At 59.9% G+C, this 18,979-nt stretch carries 17 protein-coding genes; 10 read left to right on the top strand and 7 right to left on the bottom strand.

Annotated features, from left to right (window positions below):
* The first annotated feature begins 35 nt into the window (after positions 1-35).
* Together ubiE and ubiB are read left to right on the top strand one after the other, a co-directional pair.
* A complete protein-coding gene (ubiE, locus tag ACR0CR_RS09245) occupies positions 36-788 on the top strand; it encodes a bifunctional demethylmenaquinone methyltransferase/2-methoxy-6-polyprenyl-1,4-benzoquinol methylase UbiE (protein WP_480598337.1) in 753 nt (250 codons plus the stop codon).
* Positions 789-2,318, top strand: coding sequence for a 2-polyprenylphenol 6-hydroxylase (gene ubiB, locus ACR0CR_RS09240; protein WP_480598336.1), 1,530 nt, complete (start codon positions 789-791; stop codon positions 2,316-2,318).
* Between the two features lie 96 nt (positions 2,319-2,414).
* On the opposite strand, the gene ACR0CR_RS09235 is transcribed toward ubiB, so the two are convergent.
* A complete protein-coding gene (locus ACR0CR_RS09235) occupies positions 2,415-3,590 on the bottom strand; it encodes an acetyl-CoA C-acyltransferase family protein (protein WP_480598335.1) in 1,176 nt (391 codons plus the stop codon).
* A gap of 117 nt (positions 3,591-3,707) precedes the next feature.
* Here ACR0CR_RS09235 and ACR0CR_RS09230 point away from each other — a divergent pair, with 117 nt between their 5' ends.
* From ACR0CR_RS09230 to ACR0CR_RS09200, 7 genes are all read left to right on the top strand, one after another.
* The gene (locus ACR0CR_RS09230) at positions 3,708-4,271 is read left to right on the top strand and encodes a helix-turn-helix domain-containing protein (protein ID WP_480598334.1); all 564 of its coding nucleotides are present in this window, start codon (positions 3,708-3,710) and stop codon (positions 4,269-4,271) included.
* Between the two features lie 107 nt (positions 4,272-4,378).
* Entirely contained in the window at positions 4,379-5,566 is a 1,188-nt protein-coding gene (locus ACR0CR_RS09225; protein ID WP_480598333.1) for a glycine C-acetyltransferase, read from the top strand.
* Positions 5,563-6,513, top strand: coding sequence for a PLP-dependent cysteine synthase family protein (locus tag ACR0CR_RS09220; RefSeq protein ID WP_480598332.1), 951 nt, complete (start codon positions 5,563-5,565; stop codon positions 6,511-6,513). The genes ACR0CR_RS09225 and ACR0CR_RS09220 overlap by 4 nt, the downstream gene beginning before the upstream one ends.
* Positions 6,514-6,532: 19 nt before the next feature.
* Positions 6,533-7,561, top strand: coding sequence for an L-threonine 3-dehydrogenase (tdh, locus tag ACR0CR_RS09215; protein WP_480598676.1), 1,029 nt, complete (start codon positions 6,533-6,535; stop codon positions 7,559-7,561).
* A 63-nt stretch (positions 7,562-7,624) separates the two neighbouring features.
* The gene (locus tag ACR0CR_RS09210; RefSeq protein ID WP_480598331.1) at positions 7,625-8,503 is read left to right on the top strand and encodes a tryptophan 2,3-dioxygenase; all 879 of its coding nucleotides are present in this window, start codon (positions 7,625-7,627) and stop codon (positions 8,501-8,503) included.
* Between the two features lie 3 nt (positions 8,504-8,506).
* Positions 8,507-9,334: an alpha/beta hydrolase gene (locus tag ACR0CR_RS09205; protein ID WP_480598330.1), complete on the top strand. Its 828-nt coding sequence runs from the start codon at positions 8,507-8,509 to the stop codon at positions 9,332-9,334.
* A 141-nt stretch (positions 9,335-9,475) separates the two neighbouring features.
* Entirely contained in the window at positions 9,476-10,666 is a 1,191-nt protein-coding gene (locus ACR0CR_RS09200; protein WP_480598329.1) for a S41 family peptidase, read from the top strand.
* Between the two features lie 85 nt (positions 10,667-10,751).
* On the opposite strand, the gene infB is transcribed toward ACR0CR_RS09200, so the two are convergent.
* From infB to pip, 6 genes are all read right to left on the bottom strand, one after another.
* The gene (gene infB, locus ACR0CR_RS09195) at positions 10,752-13,226 is read right to left on the bottom strand and encodes a translation initiation factor IF-2 (protein WP_480598328.1); all 2,475 of its coding nucleotides are present in this window, start codon (positions 13,224-13,226) and stop codon (positions 10,752-10,754) included.
* An 8-nt stretch (positions 13,227-13,234) separates the two neighbouring features.
* Positions 13,235-13,858 carry an RNA-binding protein gene (locus ACR0CR_RS09190; protein WP_480598327.1) on the bottom strand — a complete coding sequence of 208 codons (624 nt, stop codon included), beginning with the start codon at positions 13,856-13,858 and terminating at the stop codon, positions 13,235-13,237.
* 23 nt (positions 13,859-13,881) lie between these two features.
* The gene (nusA, locus tag ACR0CR_RS09185) at positions 13,882-15,492 is read right to left on the bottom strand and encodes a transcription termination factor NusA (protein WP_480598326.1); all 1,611 of its coding nucleotides are present in this window, start codon (positions 15,490-15,492) and stop codon (positions 13,882-13,884) included.
* Positions 15,492-16,082: a ribosome maturation factor RimP gene (rimP, locus tag ACR0CR_RS09180; protein WP_010442531.1), complete on the bottom strand. Its 591-nt coding sequence runs from the start codon at positions 16,080-16,082 to the stop codon at positions 15,492-15,494. Before rimP ends, nusA begins: the two co-directional genes overlap by 1 nt.
* A 159-nt stretch (positions 16,083-16,241) precedes the next feature.
* Entirely contained in the window at positions 16,242-17,060 is an 819-nt protein-coding gene (locus ACR0CR_RS09175; protein ID WP_480598325.1) for an ABC transporter substrate-binding protein, read from the bottom strand.
* Entirely contained in the window at positions 17,057-18,034 is a 978-nt protein-coding gene (pip, locus tag ACR0CR_RS09170) for a prolyl aminopeptidase (RefSeq protein ID WP_480598324.1), read from the bottom strand. The genes ACR0CR_RS09175 and pip overlap by 4 nt, the downstream gene beginning before the upstream one ends.
* A 49-nt stretch (positions 18,035-18,083) precedes the next feature.
* Between pip and ubiG the strand changes: the two genes are divergently transcribed.
* Positions 18,084-18,830, top strand: a complete 747-nt coding sequence (gene ubiG, locus ACR0CR_RS09165) for a bifunctional 2-polyprenyl-6-hydroxyphenol methylase/3-demethylubiquinol 3-O-methyltransferase UbiG (RefSeq protein ID WP_480598323.1) — start codon at positions 18,084-18,086, stop codon at positions 18,828-18,830.
* Positions 18,831-18,979 lie beyond the last annotated feature (149 nt).

The raw sequence follows: 18,979 nt of genomic DNA, 5'->3' as shown, positions 1-18,979 counted from the left end.
ATAACAGAGGCGAAATTCGACGAACGGCAAGGCAAATGTCCGACAACAGCGACAAGACCACTCATTTCGGGTTCGAAACCGTGCGCGAGGCTGAAAAAGCCGGGCGCGTGCAGGGCGTATTCAACTCGGTCGCCTCGAAATATGACGTGATGAACGATGTGATGTCGATGGGCATCCACCGGGTCTGGAAAGACGCGATGATGGACTGGCTCGCCCCCCGCCCCGGTCAGCGCCTTCTGGACGTCGCAGGCGGGACCGGAGACATTTCCTTTCGCTTCCTCAAACGCGCGGGGCACGGCCATGCCACCGTTCTGGACCTGACCGAGCCGATGCTGGTCGAAGGTCGCCAGCGCGCCGAGGCCGACCAGATGGCCGATAGTCTGAACTGGGTCGTGGGCGACGCAATGTCCCTGCCGTTCGAGGACAACACCTTCGACGTCTACACCATATCCTTCGGCATCCGGAACGTGACCCGCCCGCAAGTTGCGCTGAACGAGGCCTACCGCGTGCTGAAGCCCGGTGGTCGCTTGATGGTGCTGGAATTCAGTCAGTTGCCCAATGATGGGCTGCAGAAACTCTACGACCTCTACAGCTTCAACGTCATCCCGCGCATGGGCAAGCTGATCGCGAATGACTACGACAGCTATCAGTATCTGGTGGAGTCGATCCGCAAATTCCCCGATCAGGAGACATTTCTGAACATGGTCCGCACCGCCGAGTTCGAAAATGCCAAATACCGCAATCTGAGCATGGGCATCGCGGCACTGCATTCCGGTTGGAAAATCTAGATGCGCGGCCCTCACAACATCATCCGCCTGATCCGCACAGGCGCCACTCTGGAGCGCACGGGTGCCATGAACGTGGTGCTGGATGCGTTCGAAGCGCCGCGCGCCCTGCGCATCGTGGCACATACCCTCGGCAAGCCCTTCCAATGGCTGGGCTACAAGGGCGACCCCGAGATGCCTCCCGCGACCCGCGCGCTGACAGCGCTGGGACCGGCCTACATCAAATTCGGCCAGGTGCTCTCCACCCGCCCGGACGTCGTGGGCAATGAGCTGGCCGAACAACTGCGTGTTTTGCAGGACAAACTACCCCCCTTCTCCAAGGCCGAAGCCATGGCCGAGGTTGAAAAGGAACTGGGCCAGCCCGTCTCGGAAATCTTCAGCGATTTCAGCGAACCCATCGCCGCCGCGTCCATCGCACAGGTTCACAAGGCCAAACTGACCAGCAGCGGGGAAGACGTCGCAGTCAAAGTCCTGCGCCCGGGCATCGAGCGCGCATTCCGCAAAGACGTTGACGCGTTCTACTTTGCCGCCCGCATTGTTTCCCTCTGCGCCCCCGGCGCACGCCGGCTGCGCCCGATGGAGGTGATCGAACATTTTGACGGCGTGGTCCGCGGCGAGCTTGACCTGCGCCTCGAAAGCGCCGCCGCGTCGGAATACGCCGCCAACACCAAGGATGACGCAGGTTTCTGGTTGCCGCCGGTTGTCTGGTCTCTGTCCGCCCGCCGCGTGATGACCCTCAGCTGGGCCGATGGCATCCCACTCGGCGACAATGATGCGTTGGACGCTGCAGGCCATGATCGTCGCGACCTTGCAGAACGCGTCCTGCGGATGTTCCTTCTGCACGCCCTGCGCGATGGCTATTTCCACGCCGACATGCATCAGGGCAACCTGAAGGTCGCCGCGAACGGAGACATCATTGCCTATGACTACGGGATCATGGGCCATATCGACGAATACACCCGCCGGGTCTATGCCGAGATCCTCTTCGGCTTTATCCGCCGCGACTACAAACGTGTGGCCGAGGTCCATTTCGAGGCCGGATATGTCCCCGCCGACAGGGACGTCGACGAATTCGCCCGCGCGCTGCGTGCCGTCGGAGAGCCCATCTTTGGGATGGACGCCACCCATATCTCGATGGGCCGGTTGCTGAACTACCTGTTCGAAGTCACCGAGCGCTTTGGCATGGAAACCCGCACCGAGCTGATCCTTCTGCAGCGGACGATGGTCGTGGTCGAAGGCGTCGCGCGCTCACTCGATCCGCATATCAATATCTGGCAGGTCGCCCGCCCGGTGGTCGAAGATTATATCAAGAAATCGATCGGCCCTCGCGCCGCGCTGCGCGATTTGGGCAAAACGGCATTGGTTCTGGCCCGCTTTGGCCCCCGCCTTCCGGCGCTGGTGGAAAGCGCGCTCATATCCCAAACCAAGAACGACACCCCCGAGCCCTCATGGTTTCGATCCGCCGCCCTGCCCGCGACGATCGGAGCGGTCGCCGGCGCGGCCATTGTTCTGCTCCTCTCGGCCCTCAGTTAAACCCGATCCGCGCCTTCATCTGGCCAAAAATATCCTCGGGGGGAATCGCGCCACTGGCGCGATGGGGGGCAGACAGCCCCCCAACAAGGTCTCGGATTAAAGCCGCTCAAACGCGATCGCGATACCCTGACCGCCACCGATGCACATCGTCACCAGCGCCTTCGATCCACCAGTACGTTCCAGCTCGTACAAAGCTTTCAACGTGATAATCGCGCCGGTCGCGCCCACCGGATGTCCTAACGCAATCGCACCACCGTTCGGGTTCACCTTCGCGCCATCCAGACCCAGCTCCTGATTGACCGCCAGCGCCTGAGCCGCAAAGGCCTCATTGCTCTCGATCACATCAAAGTCACCCGCCGACAGACCCGTTTTGGCCAATAGGTTCTGCACCGCCGGAACCGGGCCGATGCCCATCACCTCGGGGCGGACGCCGGCATGAGCATAGCCCAGAATACGAGCCTTGGGTTTCAACCCGGCCTTCTCGGCCGCATCCGCCGTCGCCAGAACCATGGCCGCCGCGCCGTCATTGATGCCCGAAGCATTGCCCGCCGTAACACGGCCGTCTTTCTTGAAAACAGGACGCAACCCGGCCAGAGCTTCGGCGGTTGTCGCCTTTGGGTGTTCATCAACCGCGAAATCTACCATGTCCCGTTTGACCTTCACCTGCACCGGCGTAATCTGGCTGTCGAAATACCCCGCCTCAATCGCCGCTGCGGCGCGGGTCTGGCTGGTCATGGCAAAGTCGTCCATCTGTTCGCGGCTAATCTGATGCTCATCCGCCACATTCTCGGCGGTCACACCCATATGGCCGGTGCCGAACGGACAATTCAGTGCACCCAGCATCATGTCCAACGAGGTCACATCCCCCATCTTCGCGCCCCAGCGCGCCTGAGGCACGATGTAGGGGCTGCGCGACATGCTTTCGGCACCACCCGCCACTGCAAATTCGGCATCGCCCAGCATCAGCGCCTGAACCGCTGATACAACGGCTTGCGCACCCGAGCCGCACAACCGGTTCACATTCATTGCTGGCGTTCCGTGCGGGATGCCTGCCTGCATTGCGGCCACGCGCGACAGGTACATGTCGCGCGGTTCAGTGTTGATCACATGGCCAAATACCACATGCCCGATCTGCGCGCCCTCGACGCCTGAACGTTCCAACGCCGCCTCGGTGGCGACGGTGGCCAGATCAATTGGTGCGGTCGAGGCCAGCGCGCCGCCAAAAGTGCCGATTGCCGTGCGCGCGCCGTCCAAAATTACGATGTCAGTCATTGACCTGTTCCTCCTGCATTTTGCGGCAGTATGCACCCGCCGCGCAGGTCTGTCCCGTGGGACGTCCCGTCACGGTTGGAATTGACAACCGCCTGCGCAAAGCGCATGGATTCCGTCATGACGGACAACACAGACGATATCCTGACGCGCCTTCCCGCCCGCCTGAAAGACGCGCGCAGGGCCAAGGGCCTGTCGCTTGAAGCGGTCGCCAACCTCAGCGGCGTCTCACGGTCAATGGTCAGCCAGATCGAACGGGGCGAAAGCAGCCCGACAATTTCGACCCTGTGGAACCTGACCCGCGCGCTGCAGGTGGATTTTGCGGGGCTGTTGGAAGATGCCAACAGCGCCAACCAGATTGAAGTTCTGCGCCGGGCCGAAGTGCCAAGCATCGACAATATGGGCCAGAACTGCCGCATTCGCATTCTGTCCCCGCCCGAAGAAGCCGGTGGTCACGAGGTCTATGACATCCGCTTTGACGAGGGAGGTGCGCTGAACAGCCAGCCGCATGCGCGTGGGGCACGCGAGCAACTGACCGTGTTGGAAGGCGCGGTACGGGTCACCTCCGGCACCGCCCAATCAGAACTGAAGCAAGGTGATACCGCCCGCTATGCGGCGGATACGGTTCACGCGATTTCTTCCATTGGGCCTGCGCGTGTGTTTCTGATTGTCAAAAACGCCTGACGGCAACTTTCCGCCTTTACGGATTTTTTTCTTTTATATTGCAATTCCCCTATTTGGGAACTACATCCGCTATGTTAGATATGCGACTCAGATCAACGGAGACCGCCATGGCTGATGCATTCCTGTCCCACATCTCGGATACACTCGCTCAGATTGAGGCCGAGGGCTTGTACAAACGCGAGCGAATGATCACCTCGCCCCAGGGCGGTGAGATCACAGTGGGCGACAAACAGGTCATCAACCTATGCGCCAACAACTATCTGGGTCTGGCGGATCACCCCGCTCTGATTGACGCCGCCAAGGGCGCGATGGAGCCCAAGGGCTTTGGCATGGCCTCAGTCCGGTTCATCTGCGGCACCCAGGACATTCACCGTGAATTGGAACAGAAGCTGGCCGCGTTCCTGAACAAGGACGACTCGATCCTGTTCGCAGCCTGTTTTGATGCCAATGGCGGGCTGTTCGAACCCCTGCTGGGACCAGAGGATGCCATCATCTCGGACAGCCTGAACCATGCCTCGATCATCGATGGTGTTCGACTGTGCAAGGCCAAGCGCTATCGCTACCTGAACAATGATATGAACGATCTTGAGGCGTGGCTGAAACAAGCGCGCGAGGACGGGGCGCGGCATATCATGATCGCGACAGACGGCGTGTTCTCGATGGATGGTTATCTGGCCAATCTGCCTAAAATTCGCGAACTGGCGGACAAGTACGACGCCATCGTCATGGTCGACGATTGCCACGCCACTGGCTTCATGGGGCCAAACGGTGCTGGCACGCCGGATCATTTCGGCGTCGATGTGGACATTCTGACGGGAACTTTGGGCAAGGCACTTGGGGGGGCAATCGGCGGCTATATCGCCGGGCCGCAGCCAGTGATTGATCTGCTGCGGCAGCGGGCGCGGCCCTATCTGTTCTCAAATTCGCTGCCACCCTCGATCGTCGCCGCCGGGCTTGAGGCCATTCGTCTGGTCGAAGAAGGCGACATGCTGCGTGCACAGCTGTTCGGCAACGCCAAATATTGGCGCGCTGGGCTGGACAAATTGGGGTTCGACCTCCTACCCGGCGAACACCCGATTATCCCGGTGATGCTGGGTGAGGCGCAATTGGCGCAGGACATGGCGTCGCGTTTGTTTGAAGAGGGCGTCTATGTCTCGGGCTTCTTCTTCCCGGTCGTCCCGCGCGGGCAAGCTCGGATCAGAACGCAAATGAACGCCGCCCTGACCCGGGGCGAATTGGACCGGGCGCTGGCCGCATTTGGTAAGGTGGGCAAGGAACTGGGAGTAATTTCGTGATATTGCCCTCTGCTATCGATGCGATTGGAAACACCCCGCTTGTTGAACTGTCGCGCATTTGCGAGCGGTTGGAACTGGACGGACGTATTCTGGCCAAGTTGGACTATCTGCTGCCAGGGTTTTCAAAAAAGGACCGCGCTGCGAAGTCGATTATCGAACTGGCCCGTGCAGACGGAGGCCTGTCGCCGGGGCAGCCTGTCGTTGAACTGACCTCGGGCAACATGGGCACCGGGCTGGCGATCGTCTGCGGTATTCTGGGTCATCCTTTTGTTGCCGTCACGAGTGCTGGGAACTCAGTCGAACGGGCGCGCATGATGCGCGCCTTGGGTGCCGAGGTCGTCATTGTTCCCCAGGCCGAGGGCAGCAAACCCGGCGAGGTTTCAGGCGAAGATCTGAATTTGGTTGATGAGGCCGCGCAACGCATCACCGCCGAGCGCAATGCCTTTCGGGCCGATCAATTCGGCCACTCCGGTAATCCCAAAGCCCACGCCACCGGTACCGGACCTGAGATCTGGGAGCAATCCGATGGCACCGTCACGGCTTTCTGTGACTTTGCAGGTTCCGGCGGCACTCTGGCCGGAGCCGCTGCCTATCTGACACCGCGTGGGGTACACTGCTATGCCATCGAGCCTGAAGGCGCACGGGCCATCGCCGGAGAACCCATCTCCAACCCCGATCATCCGATTCAAGGCGGTGGCTACGCGATGGGCGATCTGGTTCATCTGAACGGTACAACCCTGGCTGGCCATCTGTCCGTTTCGGGCGACGCGGCACGGGATGGCGCACGAATGCTCGCCCGCACCGAAGGCATTTTCGCTGGCTTTTCGGCGGGCGCAAACCTAGCTGGGGCGATCGAATTGTTGCGTGGCCCGGAAAAGGGCGGCTGCGTGGCCATTGTGATGTGTGACAGTGGTTTGAAATACCTTTCGACCGACTTGTGGGAGTGATCTGATGCGACACAACACGATGAAAGCACTTGAGAAGTCCAAACCCGAGGAAGGTCTGTGGATGGTGCAGGCCCCGGTGCCAGAAATCGGGCCCGAAGAGGTTCTGATTCGGGTCAACAAAACGGGTATCTGCGGGACAGACATTCACATTTGGAACTGGGACGAATGGGCGGCGCATACGGTGCCTGTCCCGATGATCACCGGCCATGAGTTTGCTGGTGAGATTGTCGAGATCGGTCGCAACGTGACCGGGCTTGAAGTTGGTCAACGATGTTCCGGCGAGGGGCATCTGATCACCAATGACAGCCGCCAGAGCCGCGCGGGCAAATTCCATCTGGACCCCGGAACACGCGGGATTGGTGTGAACGAACAGGGCGCTTTCGCGCAATATCTGAAACTGCCTGCCTTCAACGTCGTCCCCCTGCCGGATGACATTCCGGATGAAATCGGCGCGATCCTCGACCCGCTCGGCAACGCTGTTCACACCGCGCTCAGCTTCGATCTGCTGGGTGAGGACGTGCTGATCACCGGCGCGGGCCCTATCGGCATCATGGCAGCCGCCGTCGCGCGTCACGCGGGCGCGCGGCATGTGGTGATCACGGATATCAACCCCGACCGCCTGAAACTGGCGGAACATGTGGTACCCACGGTGCGCACAGTCGATGTTTCCAAAGAAGACCTGCAGGACGTCATCGCAGACCTTGGAATGAAGGAAGGCTTTGACGTCGGGCTTGAAATGTCTGGCTCACAAATCGCCTTGGACCAAATGGTCGAGGCGCTGGTGATGGGTGGCAAGATCGCTTTGTTGGGGATTCCGCCGGGGAAATCTCCGGTTGACTGGTCGCGCATCGTGTTCAAGGCCATCACCATCAAGGGCGTCTACGGGCGTGAGATGTTTGAGACCTGGTACAAGATGATCGCAATGTTGCAGAACGGCTTGGATGTCAGCCGCGTGATCACGCATCGGTTCAAAGTGGATGACTTTGCCCAAGGCTTTGCCGCCATGAAATCCGGTCAATCCGGCAAGGTGGTTCTAGACTGGACCTGACCCTCTGGCGTTACACGGACTCTGGCCCTACACATGGGGCAAACCCGGCGTTTGGAGGAGCAGATGGGCGACAAGGACAGGTATCTGGAACGCGGGATCGAAGACTCTCTGGTCACCGATTTCGCGGAAACCCACCGCAAAAGCTACGGTGATTTCCTGCAACTCAAGACCCTGCTGAACCTGCAGAAAACCTTTCAGGACCCGGCGCAGCCGGATGAGATGCTGTTCATCATCATCCATCAGGTCAGCGAGCTGTGGCTCAAGCTGATGCATCACCAACTGGTCGAAGTTCGGCGGTTCCTGCAGCAAGACGACTTTGGCCCGGCGATGAAAAACCTCGACCGGGTGAAGGCCATCCAGCGGCAACTGATCACCTCATGGGAAACGCTGCTGACCATGACGCCCGCGGACTACATGACCTTTCGGCAGGCTTTGGGCAGTTCCTCCGGGTTCCAAAGCTATGGCTACCGCCAGATCGAGTTCATTCTGGGCAACAAAGATGCCTCGACCCTGAAGGTGCATGCCCATGATCCCGAAGTGATGGAAACGTTAAACGCCGCACTGACCAAACCTTCGCTTTACGACGAGGTGCTGCACATGCTGGCGCGTCAAGGGTTTGACGTACCGCAGGACCTGCTGAACCGCGACTATGCGCAACCTTATTCCGGCGACCCCCGCGTGGTGAAAATCTGGGTGCAGGTGTTCAGCGACACAGATCGGTATTGGGACCTCTATGCGTTGGCCGAAAAGCTGATGGATGTGGAATCCCTATTCCAACGCTGGCGCTTCGACCACGTCACGGCGGTAGAGCGGGTGATCGGAAACCAGCCCGGCACCGGTGGCTCCAGCGGCGTGTCCTTTCTGCGTAAGGCCTTGGATTTGCGGTTCTTCCATGATCTCTACGACATGCGCACCGAACTGATGTATTCCGAGCAGGAGTAAGCAATGCTGTACCGAGGTTTCACTCAGGAAGAACTGGATCAGGAATATTCGCCCCGGTCGATGATCGGCGGCGACCTGACGCCTTATGTCGAAAGCTACGCCGCGCTCAGCGCGCAACACCGGGCGCAGATGGAATGCCGCGAGAATCTGGCCTATGGCGACGGTCCTGCGCAGGTTCTGGATTTCTTCCCGGCGAAAGGCGCAGGCGCGCCGCTACACGTGTTCATTCACGGCGGTTATTGGCAGGCTCTCAGCCATCGCGACTCGGCCATGATGGCCCCGGCGCTGATCGAGGCCGAGCACTCATTCGCGACGTTGAACTACACCTTGGCCCCTGATGCGCGCATCGGAGACATGATCGACGAATGCCGCAGCGCCTTGCTTTGGTTGGCCGAAAACGCGTTCAACCTAGGCTTTGACCCGTCCCGCGTCACCCTGTCCGGACACAGCGCCGGCGGGCATCTGGTCAGCATGGTCATGGCCACCTCAGCCGATGCGCTGGCCCGCGCGGGGCTGCGGGTGCGTGACGTGATCCTGATCAGCGGCGTCTACGATTTGGAGCCGATCAGCCTGACGCCCGTCAACGACCCGCTGCAACTGACCCCAGTCGAGGTTCATGACCTGTCCCCCATCCTCCACCTCCCCGCCCCCGGTCCGCGCTATCGCGTGACCGTTGGAGAGCGCGACACACCCGAGTTCATCCGCCAGAGCCGACACTACGCCGAGTTGCTGCGCAAGGGCGGGCATTCGGTGAGTTTCGATCTGCAAAAGGGCGTGAACCACTTCGACATCATCATGCACGCGGGGACGTTTTTGGCGGGGTCGCGATAGGCACAGGTTTGGGAAATCAAACTGGTCCGTTGTCTGAGGCGCAAAGCTACGCAGCCAATACAAGCCGCACTTCTTTTACCAACTCCTATCCGGTTTGAACCCAATCTGGACATTCGCGAGCGGCTATGCGCACCGTGAAACATGTCGTTGACGGAAGACCTGGACCTAATTCTGGAAACTGTCCTGCCAATCGATCCAAGCTTTCGGCGGATCGAAAAGGCCGTGATAGAAAACTGCATTAGTGAATGCCGGCGATACGCGTTGGAGGGCTCTGTCGAAGCCTTCCTGATGTCGGCGATGCGCCTATTGGCGCTTCCCGACAATGGGCACACGCGGCTGATTCCGAATGATGCGATCTCGGTGCTGCCGCTGAGGTTGGTGAGCGTGGGGCGTTCTGTGCAAGTCATCGGCACCGCGCCGGGCGTAACTGCACCCCTCGGAGAGGTGATGGCCGTCAATGGTGTGGCTTTGAGCCGAATTGCAGCCGCTGCGAAAGAATTTCTGGCAGGAACGAGCCAAAGGAAACGGGTCATCGGACCGATTCTGCTGGTGTGGCCGTATGCTTTGGCACGTTTGGGTTTTTCGTCAAACGACGGAACGACCGAGTGCCGTGTGAAGGACAAACACGGGCGGATAACCAATCTGAAATTAGCTAATGAACAGACTGTTCCCGGATCAATGCTCTACCCTAGAAACGAGCATGGCAACGCTGATCCAGACTGGGAGCCCGAGACCTTTGCGGAGATAAAGGACTGGCAAGAACTTGGACTATCAATCGCGTTGCCAAGCTTCTTTGATCCGAACGAAAATGCTCTGTCCAAAGCGATCTCAACCGCAGTTGAACATGTGCGCGCTTGTCCGAACAAAACACTCTTAGTTGACGTGCGGGGAAACACTGGTGGCAACTTTCTTCTAACGATGCCCTTGATCGACGCGATCTCGGAAAGCTCAGGCAAACAGGTCGTTGTGCTTGTCGACAAATTCACGTTTTCCGCAGCGATAGTGTTCGTTGCCATACTTAAACATCGTTTGGGAGAAAGGCTCGAACTCGTCGGGGAAGAAATGGGGGACGGGTTGACGTTCTTTGCCGAAGGAGGGTCGCTCGATTTGCCGACCAGCGGAGCGGTCGTTCGATACTCATCAGCCTTTCACGACTGGAAGAACGGAAAGTCTGATGAAACCACACCGCCCGAGATCGCGCGGCAAGTCGTACCCGTGGGAGCACTGAATATGGATAAGGAATGGGTTGTCAGACCAAGCGATGAAGATACGCAAGGCGCGTTCTATCAACGAGTGCTCAAAACTGTGCGCGATTGGACGACCCACCGGTAAACCCACATAGCAGTCGCGCCTGTTGGCACACAAAAAAACAGCGGCTCAAATGAACCGCTGTTTTCCATCTTTTGTCGGACCCAGATCAGTCCAGCGTCCGCGTAACCTCTTCGCGCTCGAAGATTTCGATCACGTCACCGGCGCGGATATCGTCGTAGTTCTCGAACGCCATACCGCATTCCTGACCCGACTGAACCTCGGTCACTTCGTCTTTGAAGCGCTTCAGCGTCTTCAGCGTGCCTTCGTGGATCACCACGTTGTCGCGCAGCAGGCGGACACCTGCGGAACGACGCGCCACGCCTTCGGTGACCAGACAGCCTGCAACCTTGCCGACGCCTGTGACCTTGAAGACTTCGCGGATCTCGGCGTAGCCGATGAACTTTTCGCGGATCTCGGCACTCAGCAGGCCAGATGCGGCCGCTTTCACGTCGTCCACGAGGTCATAGATCACCGAGTAATAGCGGATCTCGACACCCTTCTGGTTCGCCGTGTTCCGCGCCGATGCGTTGGCCCGCACGTTGAACCCGAAAATCGGTGCGCCCGAAGCTTCGGCCAGACCGACATCCGTTTCGGTGATCGCACCCACACCCGAATGCAGCACGCGCACGCGCACTTCGTCGTTGCCGATCTTTTCCATCGCCTGAACGATGGCTTCTGCGGAACCTTGTACGTCCGCTTTCATCAGAATCGGCAGCTCGGTGACGTTTTCGTCTTCCTTGGCCTTCTGCATCAGCTGCTCAAGGGTGGTCGCGGCACCGGCGGCGGCGCGTTTGTCCTTGGCGGCTTGCTCACGATAGGCAGCAATCTCACGCGCCTGCGCTTCGGTCTCGGTGACGTTCAGAACGTCACCGGCCTCGGGCGTGCCATTGAGACCCAGAACCTCGACCGGAACCGAGGGCCCGGCTTCCTTGACGCGGTCGCCCTTGTCGTTGATCAGCGCACGGACCTTACCGTATTGCTCACCCACGACGAAGATATCGCCTTGGCGCAAGGTGCCGTTCTGAACCAGAACCGTGGCAACGGGGCCGCGGCCCACATCCAGCTGCGCCTCGATCACGGCACCCTGGGCGGCGCGGTCGGGGTTGGCTTTCAGTTCCAGAATTTCGGCCTGCAACGCGATGGCTTCCAGCAGTTCATCAAGGCCCTGACCGGTGATTGCGGACACTTCGACGTCCTGAACCTCACCAGACATTTTCTCGACGATCACTTCATGCTGCAGCAGATCGGTGCGCACCTTGTCCGGGTTTGCATCCGGCTTGTCGACCTTGTTGATCGCCACGATCATCGGCACTTGGGCCGCTTTGGCGTGGTTGATCGCCTCGATCGTCTGCGGCATCACTGCGTCGTCGGCGGCAACAACCAGGACCACGATATCCGTGACCTGAGCACCGCGCGACCGCATCGACGTAAACGCCGCGTGGCCCGGAGTATCCAGGAAGGTCAGCGTGGTGCCGCCATCGGTTTTTACCTGATAGGCGCCGATATGCTGGGTGATGCCACCGGCCTCACCGGCCACAACGCGCGCGTCGCGGATTGCATCCAGCAGCGAGGTCTTACCGTGGTCAACGTGACCCATGATGGTGATGACCGGCGGGCGCGGCTGTAGATCATCATCTGTGTCTTCGACCTCTTTGATGACGTCCTCGACATCCGAATCGGATACGCGGGTCACCTTGTGGCCAAATTCCTCGATGATCAGCTCGGCAGTGTCGGCGTCGATGGTCTGGTTCTGCGTGACCATCATGCCCATGTTCATCAGCGATTTAACAACGTCAGCCACACGCTCGGCCATACGGTTGGCCAGTTCCGAGACTACAATCGCCTCGGGCAACTGAACGTCACGGATCACCTTTTCGCGTTCGACCGAGCCGCCCATGGCTTTCTGACGCGCACGCTCTTGCTTGCGCTTCATCGCGGCCATCGAGCGTTGGCGGTTGCCTTCACCACCGGTCGCCTGACCCAGTGTCAGCTTGCCCGAGCGGCGATTGTCATCACGGCCCTTGCCACGACCACGCTGCTCACGCTCACGATCTTGCTTGCGCGGGGCAGCAGCCGGTGCGGGCTTGCTGGCCGGGCTGCGCGCGGCTTTGGGTTCTTCCGGAGCAGGCGCGGCAGCGGCACGCTTGGCGGCTTCTTCCGCCTCTTGGCGCTTGCGCTCTTCCTCTTCGGCCTTGGCCCGGGCCTTTTCTTCGGCCTCGCGCTGTTCGCGCTCCTTGGCCTCTTGCTCGGCGCGGCGACGGGCGCGTTCTTCTTCACGCGCCTTTTCCTGTGCCTCGCGGGCGGCGGTCTCTTCGGCCTCGCGCGCCTTGGCGGCCTGCAATGCCTTCATCCGGCGCGCCATTTCGGCGTCGGAAATCCCGGCTGGGCGACGCGACGGATCACCCGAAGGCGTTGCACCGCCACTCGGCTTTCCGGCACCCGGCTTGGGGACCACCACGCGTTTGCGTTTGGTTTCCACCACGACATTCTTGGTGCGTCCGTGGCTGAAACTTTGTTTCACATTTCCGGGGCGTGCCCCGCCACGAAGACCCAATGTCTTTTTGCCGTCAGTATCGCTCATAAAGCTTCTTACCCTTCCGTGCGGCCCTTGCCGCCGTCATCCGTTTCGCGCAAGCCACGCAGGCGCTGCGCTTCCTCTACAACACGTTTGGCGAGTCCGCCAGAGGCCAAGGCCGCATGAATCACGGTTTGACGCCCAAATGCCGCCCCAAGCTCGTCCGCGGTCAGCCATCCGATGTATTTGCCGAAATGCGGCGTGCTGAGTTTCGACTTACCGCGCCCCGAGCCATCGCTGGCCTGAATCAGCACGCTTGCCTCTTCGCGATCCAGCCACGTCTTGACCTTTTCATACCCGGCAACCGCGTCACCGGACTTGCGCGCCAGGCTGAGCAATTCAACCACACGGCGCGCGACCTGTTTTTCGACCTCGTCCGTCAGGTCCTTCGACGCGCTGACCTGCGCCTTGAACCCGCGCGAGAACAGTTTCTTGCCAACGGCCTTGTCCAGCGCCGCGCGATCCGCCGCCACATAAACCCCGCGCCCCGGCAGTTTCGCCGCGACATCGGGATAGACCTGACCGTCCGGCCCCGTCACAAAGCGGATCAGCCCGTATTTGGGCTGAACCTCGCCCGTGGCGATGCACTTGCGCTCGGGTCCATCAGACCGATCCTTATGGACGCCACCGCGACCCATTTACGACCTCCGAGGCCCTGAAATCAGGCCTCGGCCTCCTCTTCAATTTCGCTTTCTTCTTCGGCTTGCTCAAGCTCGGCCGGATCAACCCAGCCCAACATGATGCGTGCCGTCATGACCAAGTCCTGAGCCTCTTCCAGCGTGACGCCGAAAGGTTCCAGTACACCGTCATCCTTGATGCGCTCACCATCAACCGTGGTCCAGCCACCGGCCAGTTCCCAGTCGGCGCAGGTTGCGAAGTCTTCCAGCGTCTTCACGTCGTCCTTGGCCAGCGCTTCTACCATCTGGGGCGTCAGGCCCTCAAAGTCAATGAGGCTGTCTTCGGCACCCAATGCACGCGCCGCATCAAGCGCCGCTTTGGCCTGCGCTTCCAGGAATTCGCGCGCGCGGGTCTGCAGTTCCTGCGCGGTGCCTTCGTCCACACCGTCGATGACCAGCAGTTCGTCAATCTCGACATAGGCCACCTCTTCAAGGTTGGTGAATCCTTCCGAGACCAGCAATTGTGCAAAGAACTCGTCCAGATCCAGCGTTTCCATGAACAGCTGGGTGCGGGCTTCGAATTCCTTCTGACGGCGCGCCGATTCTTCGGCTTCGGTCATGATGTCGATGTCCAGACCGGTCAACTGGCTGGCCAGACGAACGTTCTGACCGCGGCGGCCAATCGCGAGCGACAGCTGTTCTTCAGGAACAACAACTTCGATCTTGCCGGCTTCTTCGTCCAGAACCACCTTGGAAACCTCGGCAGGTTGCAGAGCGTTCACCAGGAAAGTCGGCTGATCTTCGTTCCACGGGATGATGTCGATTTTCTCACCTTGCAGTTCGTTAACAACGGCCTGCACGCGGCTGCCGCGCATACCGACGCAGGCACCAACTGGGTCAATCGAGCCGTCATAGGAAATCACAGCGATCTTGGCGCGCGAGCCGGGGTCACGGGCCACGGCCTTGACCTCGATGATGCCGTCATAGATTTCCGGCACTTCCATCTTGAACAGCTCGGCCATGAATTCCGGCGCGGTGCGCGACAGGAAGATCTGGTGACCACGAACCTCGCGGCGAACTTCCTTGATATAGGCGCGAACGCGGTCATTCGGGCGATAGCTTTCGCGGCCGATTTTGTCGTTGCGACGCAGAACGGCCTCGGCACCGCCCAGATCGACGATGACATTGCCGAACTCCTCGCGCTTGACCGCACCGTTGATGATGGTGCCTGCGCGATCCTTGAATTCTTCGTACTGACGATCACGTTCGGCTTCGCGCACCTTCTGCAGGATCACCTGCTTGGCGGACTGAGCAGCAATACGGCCCATTTCGACCGGCGGAACTTCTTCCACGAAGACGTCACCGACTTCGGGGTTTTCCATGTACTGCTTGGCTTGCTCGACAGTGAACTCGGACTGGTAGTTCTCAAGCTCTTCATCCTCGACCACGGTACGGACGCGGGTAAAGGTCGCCTTGCCGGTCTTGCGGTCTATGGACACGCGGATGTCCATTTCCGCGCCATAGCGGCTCTTGGCAGCACGAGCGAGCGATTCTTCCATCGCTTCGACAACCAGACCGGGGTCGATCATCTTTTCGCGGGCCACTGCCTCGGCGGTCTGCAGCAGCTCCAGCTGGTTGGCTGAGGTGATTGCCATCAGTTCGTCTCCTCTTCGGACCCTTCGGTCTCAATCTCGTCGAAAGCGTTTTCGTTCAGGGCACCGGCGTCTTTGCGCTGGCGCAGCATTTCCTTGATCAGATCATCGGTCAGGACCAGCTTGGCGTCGCTCAGCCAGTCAAATTGCAGACCGATGGTGATCGTCTCATCCCCCTCGGGGATATTGATCAGAACCTCATCCCCTTCGATCCCGGCCAGCTCACCCTTAAAGCGGCGGCGGCCGTCGATCAATTCAGCGGTTTCGATCTTGGCCTCATATCCCTCGAAGGTCTCAAAATCCTTGAGACGGGTCAGAGGCCGGTCGATACCAGGGCTGGACACTTCCAGCGTATAGGCATCCAAAATCGGGTCCTCGACATCCAGCGTAGCGCTGACCGCGTTGGAAATCTCGGCGCAGTCATCCACTTCGATGCCACCATCGGGTTTGTCCGCCATGATTTGCATCGTGGTGGTCTTGCCGCTCATCAAGCGGATACGGACAAGCTCATACCCCAGATCCTCGATCACGGGGGTGATGATCTCGGCCAGTCGCCGGTCGATGGCTGCTTTGGCTATCAGGTCGTTTGTCATCAGGTTCTCTACCCTGTCATCGGGCACAAAAAAACGGGCGCGCGGCCCGTCGTATTTTCCGGTGGAGCCCCGGACCGGAAGTCCAACGCGCCGCTGTTGCAGATGCATATACGCAGGGTTTCCCGAGTCTGCAACCCCCGGCGAAAATCGTGATCTAATTTAAGCCAACCACCACCGTTCGGCGATCCGCCCATCATCCAGCATGGCCTTTCCAATCTGACGTGGCATCCCAACCTGGGCGGCCACAGCCAGCGCCATATCGGCCTCAGACGGGTGATAGCGCAGGCCGCGTTCACCTTTCAGGTCATTGCCGTCCGGCAGCGCGGCAACATCCACATAGCCATCCCGCAAGGCTTCGGCACGAACGCGCGCATCCGGGATCACGATGATCTCGATGGCGTCGGCCCATCCGGGCTGTCCGTTTTTATAGTGCCCCGCCACCTTCCGCCCGAGGAAATGACGGCCATCTTCCGCGCGTTCGACCCGGTAGCACCCGGTGCCATTGGCGGCGTGCAAGGGCGTTACGTCCTGACCGTTGCGCGTGATGACAAATTGGCTTTCCGCCAGAAGAAACGGCAGGCCGGGATTCGCCACGGGCAATTCCAACCTCAAAGACTTTGACGACAACGCCTCTGCCGTCCCGAGGCGTTCCAGAACGGCCAAAACATCCGCAACATCCAGCGCCGAACCGTCATGAAACAGGACATCATCGCGCAAATCGAACGTCCAGACCTTGGCTTCGGCGTCGGTTTGCCAACCAGCGGCGAGTTCACTGCGCAGCGTGCCGTCCGGTGCAATCTCGGTCAGCGTGTCGAAGACCGCCCCGCGTGCCACCTGTTCAAGGCTGTCATCTCGGGGCACCGCCAGCCTCAGCGTTCCACCTGACTTTGGCGTATCCGCCAACGATACTCCTGTGGCCGCAAGCAAAGCCGCTGCGGCACCTGATGCAAATAGGGCTCGACGGTCGATCCGGGTCATACGACGCCCTCTGCCACACGGTCCATGATGCGGACAAGCTCCGCGCTGATACCGGGCTCGGACAGGGCGTGACCCGCCTGACGCACCATTTTCAGATCGGCATTCGGCCAGCGCTCGGCCAGAGACCACGCGGCCTGCGGAGGGCAGATCATGTCATAGCGCCCCTGCACGATATGACCGGGGATATGCGCAATCCGATCCATCTGATCCAGAATCTGGCCGTCATATTCCAGAAACGCTTTGTTGGTGAAATAGTGATTCTCAAGCCGCGCAAATGTGCGGGCATACTCGCCAGGGCTTTCGCCCACCGACCCGTTGGTATGGATCGAGGCCAGAGCATTTTCCCAATGCGACCAGGCACGAGCGTAGAGGATCTCGGTCGCGCGATCCCCCGAAAACAGCCGCTTGTTGTAGGCCGCGATCGTGTCTCCAAGTTCCGATTCGGACAGCAAGGCCGTGAATTTCGCCCATTGCTCGGGCCAGAACTTGCCCGCGCCGCCACCATAGAACCAGTCCAGCTCGGCCTGCGTGGCCAAAAACACGCCACGCAGCACCAACCGGCTGACCCGGTCAGGGTGTGTCTGTGCATAGATCAGGGCCAGCGTCGCCCCCCAACTGCCGCCAAAGACGATCCATTCGTCGATATCGAACAGAACCCGCAGCCGCTCGATATCCGCCACAAGGCCCCATGTCGTGTTATTCTCGACCGACGCTGTGGGCCGCGACCGACCACACCCACGCTGATCAAATAGAATCACCCTGTAATGGCGCGGATCGAAGTATCGCCGCATCGCCGGGCTGCATCCACCCCCCGGACCTCCATGCAGAATGACCACTGGAATACCGTCAGGATTGCCGCATTGTTCCACATAAATACGGTGCCCATCGCCCATATCGACCATCCGCTGATCGAACGGGTCGATCGGCGGGTACAGATATTGAACTGCGCGCTTTTGGTCCGGGTACTTGTCCATTATGGCCCTATATAGTCCTTAAGACGTAAAAGAGCATACGGAGACAGGAATGCAAGCGCATCCGAACACGGTGGACCCGTCCGAGATCGCAAAATTTGAGGCGATGGCCGCAGAATGGTGGGATCCTCACGGGAAATTCAAGCCGCTGCACATGCTGAACCCCTGTCGTCTGGACTATATCACGCAGCAGATCGCGGGTGAGTTTGACCGGGATCTGACCGCGCCGAACCCGTTTGAGGGCCTGCGCCTGCTGGACATCGGCTGCGGCGGTGGGCTGCTGAGCGAACCGATGGCGCGTCTGGGCGCGACGGTCGTGGGCGCGGACGCCGCCGAGGGCAACCTGCCCGTCGCGCGCATCCATGCGGAACAATCGGGTTTGCAGATCGACTATCGCCACACCACGGCCGAAGATATGGCCGCCGCAGGCGAAAAATTCGACGTGGTGCTGAACATGGAAGTGGTCGAGCATGTGGCCGACCCCCTCGGCTATCTCACCGCAACGCAACAATTGCTGAAACCCGGCGGGTTACAGGTGTGTTCCACCATCAATCGCAACCCGAAATCCTATGCCATGGCCATTTTCGGGGCCGAGGTCGTCATGCGCTGGCTACCGCGCGGCACGCATGAATGGAACAAGTTCATCACCCCGGACGAGCTGTTCGACCTGCTGCGCCAGGCCGGGCTGGAGCCGGTGGACCGCAAAGGGTTCGTCTTCAACCCGATTCTGTGGAGCTGGTCGATCTCGGACAGGGATTTGAGCGTAAACTATGTGACGGCGAGTGTGAAGCCGGGGTAGGATGGGTGTTTACGCCTTCCTTCCGTCGCCAACTAATAAGAGGGATGGGCCAAACACCCATCTCGCATTATATCAAAACAATCTCTTCAAAGTTATTTAGATGAAGTTTGACCCGCCAGAAAACACGCCAAAGCCACGCGAGAGTCTTG

This window comes from Ruegeria sp. AM2 (assembly GCF_056540685.1).
Note: the sequence above shows the minus strand (reverse complement) of the source record. Positions and strands in the feature narration are given on the sequence as shown.

Coding starts and splice junctions, on each gene's coding strand:
- ubiE (WP_480598337.1), top strand. CDS start 36: ATGTCCGACAACAGCGACAAGACCACTCATTTCGGGTTCGAAACCGTG.
- ubiB (WP_480598336.1), top strand. CDS start 789: ATGCGCGGCCCTCACAACATCATCCGCCTGATCCGCACAGGCGCCACT.
- ACR0CR_RS09235 (WP_480598335.1), bottom strand. CDS start 3,590: ATGACTGACATCGTAATTTTGGACGGCGCGCGCACGGCAATCGGCACT.
- ACR0CR_RS09230 (WP_480598334.1), top strand. CDS start 3,708: ATGACGGACAACACAGACGATATCCTGACGCGCCTTCCCGCCCGCCTG.
- ACR0CR_RS09225 (WP_480598333.1), top strand. CDS start 4,379: ATGGCTGATGCATTCCTGTCCCACATCTCGGATACACTCGCTCAGATT.
- tdh (WP_480598676.1), top strand. CDS start 6,533: ATGAAAGCACTTGAGAAGTCCAAACCCGAGGAAGGTCTGTGGATGGTG.
- ACR0CR_RS09210 (WP_480598331.1), top strand. CDS start 7,625: ATGGGCGACAAGGACAGGTATCTGGAACGCGGGATCGAAGACTCTCTG.
- ACR0CR_RS09205 (WP_480598330.1), top strand. CDS start 8,507: ATGCTGTACCGAGGTTTCACTCAGGAAGAACTGGATCAGGAATATTCG.
- ACR0CR_RS09200 (WP_480598329.1), top strand. CDS start 9,476: ATGTCGTTGACGGAAGACCTGGACCTAATTCTGGAAACTGTCCTGCCA.
- infB (WP_480598328.1), bottom strand. CDS start 13,226: ATGAGCGATACTGACGGCAAAAAGACATTGGGTCTTCGTGGCGGGGCA.
- ACR0CR_RS09190 (WP_480598327.1), bottom strand. CDS start 13,858: ATGGGTCGCGGTGGCGTCCATAAGGATCGGTCTGATGGACCCGAGCGC.
- nusA (WP_480598326.1), bottom strand. CDS start 15,492: ATGGCAATCACCTCAGCCAACCAGCTGGAGCTGCTGCAGACCGCCGAG.
- rimP (WP_010442531.1), bottom strand. CDS start 16,082: ATGACAAACGACCTGATAGCCAAAGCAGCCATCGACCGGCGACTGGCC.
- ACR0CR_RS09175 (WP_480598325.1), bottom strand. CDS start 17,060: ATGACCCGGATCGACCGTCGAGCCCTATTTGCATCAGGTGCCGCAGCG.
- pip (WP_480598324.1), bottom strand. CDS start 18,034: ATGGACAAGTACCCGGACCAAAAGCGCGCAGTTCAATATCTGTACCCG.
- ubiG (WP_480598323.1), top strand. CDS start 18,084: ATGCAAGCGCATCCGAACACGGTGGACCCGTCCGAGATCGCAAAATTT.